Consider the following 13,849-nt stretch of genomic DNA (forward strand, 5'->3'; position numbering starts at 1 on the left):
ACGATCCGACGAGGTGTTCGTGATGAGCCTATACTGCGGATCGCTGACAGCCGACGCAATTCTGGATGCCGCCCCGGCGTGCCATGGGTGCTGCGTCGACTTGTCACAGCAACGAAAACTTGATGGGTTCGGCGATCGACCGGCGGCGCTTTTCCTACGCCCCTGTGCCGATTCCGCCGTGCCCGTGTCTTCATGAAAGGACAGCAACGTGATGGGATTGCAACGAGTTCCCCGGTGGGTGAAACCGGTGTGCGTGATCTTGGGGATGGCCTTGGGCATCGGGGGCGCCTCGGTCGCCTGTGCCGAACGTCCCAACATTGTCTTCATCTTTACCGATGACCACTGCCAACAGGCGTTGAGTGCGTATGACGATTCGCGGACCACGACGCCGAATTTGGATCGGATCGCCAAAGGCGGTATGCGTTTCGACCGTTGCTACGTCACGAATTCGATTTGTGGTCCCAGCCGGGCGGTGATTCAAACGGGCAAGTACAGCCATGTGAACGGATTCAAGACCAACCGCGACACGTTCAATGGCGACCAGCAGACGTTCCCCAAGCTGTTGCAGGCGGTCGGGTATCAAACGGCGGTGATCGGCAAGTGGCACTTGAAATCCACGCCGCAGGGATACGACTATTACGACGTGCTTCAGGGACAAGGGCCGTATTACAACCCGCCGATGTTGACCGCCGGTCCGGATGGCCAGCCCGTCAAGCGTGAACACACCGGTTACACCACCGACATCATCACCGAAAAAACGGTCCGTTGGTTGAAGGAAGGTCGTGATCCCGATCGTCCGTTCATGGTCATGTTCCAGCACAAGGCACCTCACCGAAACTGGATGCCGGGACCGAAGTATCTGAATTGGCTGGATGACGTCACGATTCCGGAACCGGAAACAATGTGGGACGATTATTCCGGGCGGACCCGATCGGCCGCCGCACAGGCGATGACCATGGCTCGTCACCTGAATGATCGCGATTTGAAGTTGGCCGGGTCAGGCATCTTGAATGCCCAGCAGCGAAAGGTTTGGGACGCGGCGTACGGGCCCAAGAATGAGGCTTATTTGAAGGCTCGTGAATCGATGACCGAGAAGGAAATCGTGCAGTGGAAGTATCAGCGTTATGTGAAGGATTACTTGCGATGCGTTCGCAGTGTCGATGATGGCGTGGGTGTGGTGCTGGACTATTTGGATGACGCCGGTTTGGCCGACAACACCGTCGTTATCTACAGCAGCGACCAGGGGTGGTATTTGGGCGAACACGGTTGGTTCGACAAACGCTGGATGTACGAAGAATCGCTGAAAACGCCGCTGATGATTCGTTGGCCCGGCGTGACACAGGCGGGCAGCACTAATGACGACATCGTCAGCAATCTGGACTTTGCCGAAACCTTCCTGGACTTGGCCGGTGTCCCGGTGCCCGATGAGATGCAGGGCCGGTCATTGGTGCCGCTGCTGCGTGGCCAAACGCCTGCGGATTGGCGAAAGGACTTCTATTACCACTACTACGAAAATCCCGGCGCGCATAACGTGGCTCGTCACTGCGGTGTGACCGACGGTCGTTACAAGCTGATTCACTTTTATGCGCTGGAAGGCAAACCGATCGACGACTGGGAATTGTTCGATCTGCAAAAAGATCCGAACGAACTATCCAGCATCGCCGATGACCCCGAGTATGCCTCCGTTCGCAGCCGAATGACCGAGCGGTTGACGCAGATGCAGGAAATGTATCAAGTTCCCAAAGACACGATCCAACCGGTCAAGCGTCGCAGGGCGCGAAACTGATTCGCGGCAGGTTTGCAACCGTGGCGAATTAGAGTCGCGGCGATCATGCATTGGCCGGTCGGTCGTAATCCACCATCACGATGCGAACTGGCTGGCCGAGATGAAGATTGTCGTAACTGATGCCCACACCGCGAACCCCGGTGACCTTTCTTGGGACGCACTATCGACCATGGGCGATGTGCAGGTTTATCCTCGCACCGCCGTCGATGAAATCATACCGCGTTGCCAAGACGCCGATGTGGTGCTGACCAACAAAGTGCCACTGAATGCCGAGACACTGGCGGCGTTGCCACAACTGCGATACATCGGCGTCACCGCGACGGGCACGAACATCATCGACTTGGAAGCCGCGTCGCAGCGTGGCATCGTGGTGACCAACGTTCCGGATTACAGTTCCCGTTCGGTTGCCCAGCATGTCTTTGCCATGGTGTTGGAACTGGCCAACCAAGTCGGACGCCACAACGACGCGGTGCAAGACGGGCAATGGCAACGATGTCCGGATTTCAGCTTTACGACTGGCCCGCTGATCGAATTGGCGGGATCGACGATGGGCATCATCGGGTTTGGTTCGATCGGACGGTGTACCGCCGCGATCGCCCGGGCGTTGGGGATGAATGTCTTGGCGTACTCTCGCACGCCGCCGAAGCCGGATCCCAATGATCCCGATGCGTTCACACCGGTCGGATTGGATGATTTGCTTGGGCAAAGCGATGTCGTTTCGTTGCATTGTCCATTGACGCCACAGACGCATCATTTGATCAACGCACAACGGTTGTCGACGATGAAGTCGTCGGCGTGGCTGGTCAACACATCGCGGGGACCGGTGATCGACGAAGACGCGTTGGCATCGGCGCTGCGAAACGGTGTCATCGGTGCCGCGGCCCTGGACGTATTGGACAGCGAACCGATGAAGCCGGACCATCCGCTGATGGGCCTGGACCGTTGCATCATCACGCCCCACGTCGCCTGGGCCACGGTCCAAGCGCGCCGACGCTTGATTGACACGGTGACCGCCAACGTTCGCCAATGGATCGATGGCGATGCCGTCAATGTCGTCAACTGATCGAAGGTGCTTACTGGGCCGGTGCTTACTGGGCCGCGGAGGTCAGTGAACCTGTTTCGCCTTCGCCCTGACTGGGACGAATTCGTTTGGTCTTCATGCGTAGATTCAGAAATTCGACGCACAGAGAAAACGCCATCGCAAAGTAGACGTAGCCTTTGTTGATCGGTTCGCCGATCGCGTCGCTTAGCAATACCACGCTGATCAGGATCAAAAACGACAACGCCAGCATTTTCACCGTCGGGTGCTGTTGAACAAAATCGCTGATCTGATTCGCAAAGATGATCATGATGCCGACGCTGATGATCACGGCGGTGACCATGATTTCGATGTGCGATGCCATGCCGACGGCCGTGATCACGCTGTCGAGCGAAAAGATCACGTCCATGAACGCGATCCGAAACAGGACCCCGCCGACGGTGATCTTGCCTGATCCAGATGCGGGCGGATCGATGCCGTCGGCCGAACCCCCGGTGTCACCCGGCAAATTCCCAATTTCGTGTTCCAGTTCGCCGCCTTCGATCTTGTGGTGAATCTCGCGGACCGCGGTGTACATCAGGAACAGGCCGCCGACCAACAGGATCAGATCGCGACCGGAAACCTGATTGACTTCTTCGTGTTCGGCCAGCCATTGGCCAAGGCCGCCAAAGGAAACGTAATCGCTTAGCGTGATCAAGGCGTCTTCCAGGCCCATCAGCCAGCCGATCATCATCAACAGCAAAATCCGCATCCCCATCGCCAGGAACAGCCCGAACCGACGCGCGAAGGACCGTTTGTCCTGGGGAAGCCGACCGGTGATGATTGCGATGAAGACAATGTTGTCGATTCCCAAGACGATTTCCATCGCCGTCAACGCGAACAAGGCGATGGCCGATTCCATCGACACCAGTGGGGCATCACTGGCGATTTGGACACCGGACGCCAGCCAGGAAACGCTTGCGAAATCCATTGACAGAAAATCCCACATGAATCGACTCGATGCACCGGAGTGTGACGTGATTGGGCCGCTCTAATGGGCCGCAGACAGGATGAATTTAGCAAACGCTGCGTGGATGCGGATCGACGGTTGCACTAGCCCCGTCGCAAGCCAGATATCCGATTGTCAGTGGCCGAGTTTACGGTCCTCGGTTTTCACCGCAGCCACGGCGACGCCAGCCCCGACACGCCCAACATCAACAACAGCCCCAGCGTCAGCAGTCGCAAACGCTGGCGTCCCAGTCGCGTGCCGAATCGCAGCCCCAAATTGGTCACCACGATCAGCCAGGGCGTCAATGCGGCCGCCGCAATTCCCGGGCCGATGATTCGGTCGCCGAAAAACAAATACAGAACCGTCAACGCGGGGGCCAAGCTGATCAGATACATCCCGAACAGAAAACCGCGGATTTGACGCGTGTCCCAGTCGTGGGCCTGGACCCAGAACACCATCGCCGGGCCACCCATGCCGACGACGCCCTGAAAAAAGCCCGACAGTGGAAACGCCAGGAACGCCCAGCCGGGGTGAAGACGAGCCCGCGGGACAGGACGAAAATAGATCGTCGCCAAGGTGGCCGTCAGGACGAATCCGCCGACGATCTGGCGAAGCGTCGTGATCGACACCGATTCCAGATTTTGAAGCGTCCAGACGCCCAAGGGCAAAAACACCAATCGTCCCAGCCCCGGCCAAGCAATTTGTTTAGGCGTCAAACAGTCACGGAATTTCCAAACGCCCCAAGCATTCTGAGGGATCGTCGCGACCAATAATGCCGTTTGCGCTTCGGGGATGCTGTAACCGCACCACAGAAGGCTGGGGACGATCAATAGACCCGCGGCAAAACCGGCGGCGGACTGAACGAATACGCCGACCGAAAGGATCAACGCCAGCGGCAAGAATTCGGAAAGCGATTCCATGTCGCGAAGACTAACGCATCGTTCGTGATGACGTCAGCGGGACTGGACGATCGCGAATTTGCTATCGTGCGTGGGGGTGCCGTCATGCGAACATCAATGGGTGTCCTGACGCCATCCATCGGCGTCAAAAAAATGAACCGCGTCGTTGGCGAAGACCATCCGCACGGGGCGACCGGGCTCGGCCGATTTCGTCGCTTCGTCATGACCGGCGACGTTCAAGCGCAGAAGTGCTTCTGTATCGCCTTCGTCCGATCGGCCGTGCGTGTGAATCGGCAGCGATACCGTGAAGCGGTTGGATACACGACGAACCAGGTTTCCGACGATCGCCCATCGGTCCCCACCGATGCGTTGCAATGTTGGTCGAACGTTTGCCGGCATCGGCGTGGATGATGATTCGATGCACTCGACTGAAACCGCTTGGGGCAAGATGCAAACGGTCGGCGTGGTGTCCATGTCTTGGTCGGACAACTTATCGAGCTCGATCCGATTCGATCCGCTTTCGGACGCAGAGGCAAACGCAAACTCATTCAGACCCCACGGTGTCAAAAGCCGACAGGTCGCGCGGTGCTCGGGCTTGTCCAGCAACACCCCGGGGTCATCCTTTTGAACGATTCGGCCGTCATGCAAGACCGCGATGGAATCCGCGACTCGCACGGCTTCCTGTCCGTCATGCGTCACGTGCAGCGTCACCCCACCGCCGCGTTGATGGACCTTGGTCAAAAAATCTGCCAGCGTCTGTCGGTGCGACGCATCGATTCCCGACAAAGGTTCATCCAGCAATCGCACACCCGCATTGCGGATCAACGCTTTGGCCAGACCGACTCGTTTCAGTTCGCCACCGCTAAGCCCATCGGCGAACCGATCCAGTAGACCTTCGATGCGGGTGAACCGAACGATGTCGGAAAGTCGGGCCGAATCGCGAGCGTTCGTTTTGGCTCGACCGACCGACAGTTGTCGGGCGACCGACAGATGGGGATACAACGCATCGCCCTGAAACACCATTGCGACGTCTCGGCGATGGGGGGGCACACCGTCGACATCGACTCCGCCGATGCGAATGGTGCCCGCGTCGGGACGAAGCAACCCTGCGATCAACCGCAATAGCGTTGATTTTCCGGACCCGCTGTTGCCGACCAGACAGACGTATTGGCCGTCGGCAATGTCCAAATCGATGCCCGACAACAGCCCCGTCGCGGCGGGGATTGGATCTGGATAGTCGAATCGAACGGCGGAAAGCTGGACTTGTGGCATAAAATGTCAGTGTCGGGCGGAGTGATTCGGTCGTGGGCCATTTTTACGTGGCATTCCGACCCGCCGTTCGCCACGATGGATAGCGGCGGATCGCAACGCCAACTGGCACGTCATCCTTGTTCATTATTGGTGGACGGACGCATCGCGTTCGCACCGCCGACCGTTTTCGGAGAGATACGATGCAACGCAAATCGCTTTTCTCGATTTTGTCAGCCGCCGCCATTGTGGCCGTTTTGACGGGGGTTTGGGGATCGGTCGATTCCCGGGCGGTGTTGGCACAGGATTCCGATTCGTCGCGAAAGCAATCTGGTGCGGCGGAGGAAAAGGCCAAGCCGTATCGCCCGAAGTCCAAAGCACAACTGCGACGCGAACTGTCGCCGATCCAGTACAACGTCACCCAAAATGAAGGCACCGAACCGGCATTCCAGAACCGGTATTGGAACAACAAACGCGAAGGCCAGTACGAATGTGTCGTTTGTGGTCAACCTTTGTTTACCAGCAAGACGAAATTCAAATCGGGAACCGGATGGCCCAGCTTCTTTGCACCGCTTAGCCCCGATTCGGTGGGGACCAAAAAGGATTGGAAGCTGTTCTACACCCGCGTGGAAGTCCACTGCAGTCGCTGCAAGGCTCACCTGGGACACGTGTTCGAAGACGGTCCACGGCCGACCGGTTTACGTTACTGCATGAACAGTGCTTCGCTGAATTTTGTCGATCAAGCGACGCTGGATCGACGCAAGGCTGAACAGGAAGCGGCCAAGAAAAAGGCGGCCGAGTCTGAAGATGCGGAGTCCACCGAGACGTCCGACGAAGCATCCGCTGCGGACGCCGAATAGCAGGCACAAGCGATTCGGGTACCTTTGTTCGTTGGTCGACCGGTGGTGACGCAACGCTTGTTCGGGCTGTTCGGGTTATGCGGCGAAAGCATGCATGGACTGTTTTCAGCAGATGGATTGGTCGAAGGTCTTTTAACGAGTGGGTGCCCGTGTGATTTTGGGCATCTGTTCGATGCGATCTGACGAGCCGATCCGCCGTGCAAGGAAGCACTTATGCGTGTCCGTAACGAAAACGAAACTCCATCCTGTTTACAACGCACAGACGGGTCGCGTGTCGATGACCAACCGATGCAGCGTCGCCGTCGTTTGTGGCGTGCCTTGGTTTTGAAAAGTCTGGGCGGTTTGACGCTGGCCGTCGGCATCGGTTGTTGTTCGCTTGCCGGGGCGGCCGAACCGAGCGGTGCGTTTGCGGCCAATCTGATGGAACCCGCCAATGCGTTTTCCACCGCATGGTTGAACGAACTGGATCCGCCGGATTCGTCGGCGGATGACGTCGATCCGCTGGATGACTTTGACGATCCGGCGGAGGATTACGGATCGGATGACCCGGGCAAAATCGATGAAGACGACATGGACGGTCGGCTGAGCAAGTCGATCTATGGTGACCGCAATGCTCGCGTACCTTCGGTCGAGGGCGGCCGGTTCTTGTTGCCCAAGTTGGAAGCCCCCACGACGGACATGACCGAAATCGGCAACGGGCGTCTGCCGGACAACTTCCGTGGTAACGCACCGACGCCTGTGATGGCGTTGCCCGAAAGTTTGTTCGATCGCGGCTTGCCAGCCTCGTGGACGGTCAAACACTGGGCCGCGCCGAACACGTTTTCTTTGCCGCGGTACTTCGAAGATCGAATGCTGGAACGCCACGGTCACGAGCGGTTCCCCTGTGCGACTCCTTTGATCAGTGGTGCCAGGTTCTTTGCGACGATTCCGATGCTGCCGTACCTTGCGACCGTTCGACCGCCGTGCGATTGCGAATACACAATGGGCTATTACAGGGTCGGCAGCTGTGCACCGCGTATGTTGCAACGTCCACCTTATGAAAAGCGTGCGGTGATTGCCGAAGCCGCCGCGATCGCCGGTGCGGCAGTGGCTTTGCCCTAGCTTTCTTCGACCGACGAATCCAATCGAATCATCGCCTCGCCGCAAAGGTCATCCCCTTTGCGGCGTTTCTCGTGCGCTGACGCCAGAATCGCGATTGTGAACGCGTGTCATCTCATCGCCCGCCGCTTGGGTTCGATCTGATCGGCCAGACGTCGGGTCGATCGTTGCATAACCGTCAAAGCTTGACTGCTTTGACAGGTGGCCGAATATGCCGGTTATGCCTTGTATCGGGCTTGTTCGGTGTGAGTACGGTTGTTCGCCGCGCTTCGGGCGCCGGTCGTTCCAGAAATGCGGTGTGTATGTCCGATGACGGTGCTGACGACGGTAGCGGAAAATTCGTCCCGAGCGATATTCGGATGTCCGTCGTCTGTACCGCAGCACCACAAGCGTTCCTGATCGAGGCGACCTCGCTATGTCAGACACGACATCCCCGCACAGCTCTGCCGATGCATCGACGAAGCGTCGCAGTCGACGCTTTGAACGAAAGCGAGCCCTGGTTGCAGCCATGGTGATCGGGACCGTCGTGCAATCGATCGGGGGATGCGGCGTGTTTCGCCATCTGCCCGATGGGCCTCACGACACCAAGACGTCGTATCACGACAATTCGGCCCTGCGGATCGAATACCCCGAAGTTGCCCAGTGCGCGACGCCGACCAGCCAGGCCGCCCGCGCGGCATCGGCACCGGTCACTCTGGAAGACCCGTCGAAGATTCCCGCGCTGGAAATGACGTTGGATGAAGCGATCCGGCGGGCCATTTCGCAAAGCCCCGTCCTGCGTCGCACCGGCACCAACGCAGTCGTTTCGCCACAATCGGTATCGACCGTTTACGATCCGGCGATGGCCCACTCCGATCCGTTCTCAGGTGTCGAAGCGGCGTTGGCAGCGTTCGATGCCCAATACGCGCAGACGCTTAGTTGGAACAAGGTCGACACGCCTAACAACGTGGATCCCAACAACCCGATCGCGATCCAGTTCAGTCCACTGGCACTTCAAGCGACCCAATCGGTTTTCTCCAACGAGCTGTCCAAACGCACCGCACAGGGTGCCAGCTTTGCCTTGCGGCACAACGTCAACTATGACCGCAACAACCGGCCATTCAACTTCCTGCGAAGTTCCTTCATCGGGTATTTCGAAGCCGAGTATCGCCAACCTTTGATGCGTGGTGCGGGTACCCAGTTCAATCGCATCGTTGGCAACGGATCGGTTCCCGGTCAGTACAACGGTGTCTTGATCGCGCGGGTCAACGAAGACGTGTCGTTGGCTGAATTTGAACGCAACGTGATCGGTGTCGTGTCGGACGTGGAAGCCGCTTACTGGAACTTGGCCACAGCCTATCGGGTTTTGGAAGCCAACTTAAAGGGCCGCGAATCCGCGTTGCAGACGTTGCAGTTCCAACAAGTCCGATTGGAAGTCGGTACCGGACGCCGTGACGAAGAAGCCCAAGCAAGGTCGCAGTACTACCAATTCGATGCCCAAGTGCAAAACGCGCTTGGCGGCACCCAGGGTCTGTATGAACTGGAACGTGAACTGCGTTATCTGATCGGCATGCCGGCCAGCGATGGAACGCTGATCCGTCCGACCACCGATCCGATCGATGTTCGCGTTACGTTCGACTGGAACAGTGCGTTGTCCCAAGCCTTGCAGCGACGTGTCGAAATTCGCCGGCAACGTTTGCAAGTCAAACGACGTGAAATGGAACTTTATGCGGCACGGCTGAACAAGCGACCGCAATTGGATTTCCTGGGCATCTATCGTGTCCGCGGGTTGGGCGATCACTTGATCGGCAGTGAAGGCCACGGCAGTCTTGACAACCTGTACGGTGAAATCACCGGCGGCCAGTTCGAAGAATGGCAAATGGGCATGGAGTTGTCGTTGCCGGTCGGATTGCGAGCGGCCAGTGCGGCGATCGCCAACGCCAAGTTGACATTGCAACGCGAACGAGCATTGTTGGCCGACGCCGAATTGCGTGTCAGCCACGAACTGACTGCGGCGACGCGTGCGTTGGACGTGACGTATCAGTTGGTCGAAACCAACTACAACCGCTACTTGGCCGATTTGCGTCAGGTCGAAGTGTTGCGTCGTCGTTATCTGGACGGCACCGACAACATCAACTTCCTGCTGCAAGCACAACGCCAGGTCGTCACCAGCGAACAACAGTTCTATCAAGCCTTGGCCGCGTACAACCTGGCCATCCGCGACGTCCACGGCAACAAGGGGTCGCTGTTGGCGTACAACCAGATCCAATTGGGCGAAGGCCCTTGGTGCCCCGATGCCTATCGTGATGCGTACGAAGTCGGACGATTCTTGAAACCGCGCCACCAACCCGAAAAGGTCCATGTGCCGCGACCGGTTTCGTCCGGACCGTTTGATCCGTCGGCGATTCAATCCACCGGCATGCCGGTGACGTCCGAGGTCTACCAGTCGATGCCGCCGTCAGAAGGTGGAAACGAAGGGCCGGTGAAGAAGGACGATGACGGCATCATGCCAGCGCCCAAGGACGATCCCGAGAACAACAAGACCGGCGAAAATGAAACCGTCGCCGGCGTGGTTCCGATCTTGGTCCCGGACGTGCGTCGCTGACACGAACGGTGGCACCGACGACGGACAAAAAAAAGCGGCCGAATGCTGGAAGCATCCGGCCGCCTACTCTAGATCATTCATACAGTCGCGATGCGGTGACCGATCATCGCATCACGGTCGCCCGACGACTTACTTGCGTCGCACGACCAGCAACCAGTCGTCGGCGGACTTTTCACCGGCGGCAGGCGACTTCAGCGTGACCTTGGATCCGCCTTGCACGGTGGTGCCGTCGTAGTTGACGTCACCGCCCTTGCGAGGATCAAACACGCCGACTTCGAATTCGCCATCGACACCGGACAAATCCAACTCGGTTTCGCCGACGGTCGCCAGGAAGACCAGATAAAGATTGCCAGGGTTGGCCAGGCAGTACTTTGCATTGGCTTCGTTGCTGCCGTTGGTCAGGTTGTTTCCGATCACCTCATCCGAAGGCATCAGTTCCTGAATCGCGATTTGGTTGTCTTTGAAGAATTCCAAAGCGATACGGCAATAGTCCCAGCTGCGATCACGTGAACGCCAGTCTTCGCAAACCAAGTCGTTCTGGGTGTACTTGTAACCGAAGTAGTATTCCACGCCGGCGCCGCCACCCATCAGGTGTCCCCACAGGGTTTGACGTCGCACGTCATGCTCGGTATACGTCATTTTGCCGGAATTGTCGCGGCCGTCGTAGCCTTCGTAACCCAGGTCGGGGCACTGGCCGTGGGCGGCGGTTCCCGATTCATCAAAGGCGACGACCCAAGGCTTGCCGGCGGCGGTGGATTCACGCACCCATTTGACGGTTTGCCAGTGGGTGTCTTTGATTCCGCTGTTTTGCAGCGACAGGCCGGTCAACTTGGATTTGTCACCGATCAACGGACGGTATTGTTTGTCCTGTTGGTTTGGGAACGTGTGCAAGACGACGTTGTGGTCGTACGCATCCAACGCGTCGATGTAATTGATCATGTCTTGCAGTTGCTGGGTGGATTGAGTGTTTTCTTCACCCAGGTTCCAGTTCAGCGCCAGGTTGTGGCCGTATCGAGCGATCAGTTCGCGGCAATACAGTTTTCGCTGATCGCCAAGGTTGCCGCCGTCCAGCGACTCGGGGACCGAGTTGGCCGAACCGTTGTGGCCGCGATGATGATCGTCGATTTCCGTTTCCTGCATCTTGAAGTGCAGGTACATGTTTCGGTCGGTGCCGTGGTCGAACACGATGCCCCATTGATCCAACTTGCTGCAGTCATAATGCATCTTGTCGTTGCGATCGATGAAGGGCCAAACGTTGTCGCCATCGCCACCGGCGTTGTACGTCAAGAAAGAGAATGCGTTGCATCCTTTGCCGGACAAGTAATTGATCGCACCGATCAAGCCTTTGCCCTTACCGTCGGCCCAGGTCGGGTCGCCGTCTTGCCAATCGCGGATGTGGGCCTGGTAGGTCTTCAGCGGCACACGATCCTTCTTACCGGCGATCGTGTTGTCAAATTCGGCATAGCCCAGCAAGGTTTCCGGAGCGTCGGCACCCGCCTTCAAAAAGAATTCTTTGCTGTCGGCGTGTTGCAGGTAACGCTGGCCGACGTATTGCAGACGTCCCTTGGAACGGAAGCTGTCTTTGTCGGCGCTGCTGGCGGCGATTTTCAACGTTCCCGATTGGCCATCAAAAGGCGAAACGGTTTCTGCATCCGCATCACGATCGAGCGCGGCGCCGTCACCGCGACGGAACGAGACCTTGTAGGTCCAGCGACCCGGACGATCGGGGGCAAAGTGGGCACGCCACTGATTGCCTTGGTCGGCCGACGTATTCGCGGCGTCACCGTCGGCGGCAAAGTAGCCGGGGATCACATAGGTGGTTCCATCGTCGTGGTGCAGCGTGACCGTCATGTCCATGTCGGTGAACGGGTTGGGTTCGTTGTCCTGTTCGTGGGCGAACGGACCGTTCATCGTCAGGGTGACCTTATGCCAGGCTTCCAAGGTTCCGGAAACCGCGATCGAACCGTCACCGTCGGCGCCACGCGGTTGAATCAGCGGTTTTGTGCTGACCGGGGTGGTCGGGCTGGTGGCGGGCTTGGCGGATTTTGCCGGTTCGTTCTTGGCAACCGCGGCGGCTTTCAAGAAAGGTTGTGCGGCGGCCAGGGTTGCGTCATCGGCCGGTTCGAAACTGACCGCGGCCCAGCGGGCGCGACTGTATTCTTGCCCGTCTTTCGAAGCGATCGTTGCTTTGACCTTGATCACATCACCTTCGGTCAAGTCGACCGATTTCCAAGTTTTGTTGTATCGCGAACCGGCTTCGAACATTTTGTCGCTTAGCGGACATTGGTGCTGGCCGATCGTCCGGTCGTCGGCCATCACTTGGTACGTCGATTCGCCATCGCTTTCGCCGACCGCTTCCAAGGTGACGTGATACTTTCCGGAGGGGAAAGGAAACGTCTTGCCCGCCAAACCGGACTTGTTGCGATCGGGATTCACCGCAGCCCATTTGCCGTTGTGCAGATAAAACCCGGTGCCGTCCAGTGTGAACGACGACGCGGTCATCGCCAGCGACTTGGCCGCGTCTTGATGGCCACCGTTTTGCTGGTGCGTGTTGGCATCGGCGCTCGGTTGAGGCGCGTCGTTGGCCGCCGCGGGGGCTTCGACATAAGCGAACGTCGGCGGTTGGGGGCCGGCGTGGACAACCGGCGCGGGACCGACGTCATCGGGACGCTGGAAATCGCGGTTCTGGGTCAGGATGAACTTGTCAAATTCAAACCCGTCTTCACGCATGCTGAAATGCACCGTGTGAACGCCGGCGGTCGGGACATCCAAGAAGATCTTGTAGGGTTCACCGCAGTGTTGTTTCTCGGTGCGTTGCTTGCTTTCCCAGTGCCACGTGCGTTTGCCCGCGCACCATTGCATGCGTTTGCCGCTGTCGGGCCAATTGCCGTCCAGTCCGACGTGAATCCCGTTGTCTTCGCTGCCGGTCGAATGGGCGCGGACCCAAACGTAATAGCGACCCGGATTTTGGAAGTTGATTTTGTAGCTGACCACGGCCAATTCGCCGGGCGTGCTGGAAAAGTTGGTGCCCTTGATCAGTTTTTCGCCGTGATTGCGTCGGCTGTCGGGCAAGATTTCTAAGTACGCGCCGTTGCTGGCGCCGCCGACATGGGGCGGGTCGCCGTCGGGCGAAAACTTCGGCTGGGTTTCCGAAGTGGTCAGATAGAAAGCGCGTGTATCGACTTTTTGTTGGTCAAAAAAGTGTTCCGCTTCGACCGCAGCGATGCCGTCGCTTTCCGCGAAAACGGTTTGCGCGCTGGTGATCGGCGTTTTCGCCTGGGACGTCCCAGCCATGCCGACAATGATCGCCAACGTGGCGATTGTGGGGGAAAGATTCAGTTTCATCG

At 58.2% G+C, this 13,849-nt stretch carries 9 protein-coding genes; 5 read left to right on the forward strand and 4 right to left on the reverse strand.

Going from position 1 to position 13,849, the window contains the following annotated elements; translation table 11 throughout:
* Positions 1-211: 211 nt before the first annotated feature.
* Positions 212-1,786, forward strand: coding sequence for a sulfatase family protein (locus HFP54_RS17835; RefSeq protein WP_235951988.1), 1,575 nt, complete (start codon positions 212-214; stop codon positions 1,784-1,786).
* A 100-nt stretch (positions 1,787-1,886) separates the two neighbouring features.
* Positions 1,887-2,849, forward strand: a complete 963-nt coding sequence (locus HFP54_RS17840; protein WP_168566194.1) for a D-2-hydroxyacid dehydrogenase — start codon at positions 1,887-1,889, stop codon at positions 2,847-2,849.
* 25 nt (positions 2,850-2,874) lie between these two features.
* On the opposite strand, the gene HFP54_RS17845 is transcribed toward HFP54_RS17840, so the two are convergent.
* From HFP54_RS17845 to HFP54_RS17855, 3 genes are all read right to left on the reverse strand, one after another.
* Complete coding sequence (locus tag HFP54_RS17845; RefSeq protein WP_168566195.1) at positions 2,875-3,795, reverse strand: TerC family protein; 921 nt, start codon at positions 3,793-3,795, stop codon at positions 2,875-2,877.
* 182 nt (positions 3,796-3,977) lie between these two features.
* Positions 3,978-4,733 (reverse strand): TSUP family transporter, encoded by a 756-nt coding sequence (locus HFP54_RS17850; protein ID WP_168566196.1) that lies wholly within the window; start codon positions 4,731-4,733, stop codon positions 3,978-3,980.
* Between the two features lie 93 nt (positions 4,734-4,826).
* Positions 4,827-5,984 (reverse strand): ABC transporter ATP-binding protein, encoded by a 1,158-nt coding sequence (locus HFP54_RS17855; RefSeq protein WP_168566197.1) that lies wholly within the window; start codon positions 5,982-5,984, stop codon positions 4,827-4,829.
* Positions 5,985-6,163: 179 nt separating this feature from the next.
* Between HFP54_RS17855 and msrB the strand changes: the two genes are divergently transcribed.
* The 3 genes from msrB to HFP54_RS17870 all read left to right on the forward strand — a co-directional run bounded on the left by msrB (position 6,164) and on the right by HFP54_RS17870 (position 10,502).
* Positions 6,164-6,820: a peptide-methionine (R)-S-oxide reductase MsrB gene (msrB, locus tag HFP54_RS17860; RefSeq protein ID WP_146414521.1), complete on the forward strand. Its 657-nt coding sequence runs from the start codon at positions 6,164-6,166 to the stop codon at positions 6,818-6,820.
* A gap of 213 nt (positions 6,821-7,033) precedes the next feature.
* Positions 7,034-7,921, forward strand: coding sequence for a hypothetical protein (locus tag HFP54_RS17865; protein WP_168566198.1), 888 nt, complete (start codon positions 7,034-7,036; stop codon positions 7,919-7,921).
* Between the two features lie 412 nt (positions 7,922-8,333).
* Entirely contained in the window at positions 8,334-10,502 is a 2,169-nt protein-coding gene (locus HFP54_RS17870) for a TolC family protein (RefSeq protein WP_168566199.1), read from the forward strand.
* Between the two features lie 129 nt (positions 10,503-10,631).
* Here HFP54_RS17870 and HFP54_RS17875 read toward each other — a convergent pair whose 3' ends face one another.
* A complete protein-coding gene (locus tag HFP54_RS17875) occupies positions 10,632-13,847 on the reverse strand; it encodes a DUF5060 domain-containing protein (protein WP_235951989.1) in 3,216 nt (1,071 codons plus the stop codon).
* Between the last annotated feature and the right edge of the window lie 2 nt (positions 13,848-13,849).

This window comes from Crateriforma spongiae, from assembly GCF_012290005.1.
GTDB classification, from domain to species: Bacteria; Planctomycetota; Planctomycetia; order Pirellulales; family Pirellulaceae; genus Crateriforma; species Crateriforma spongiae.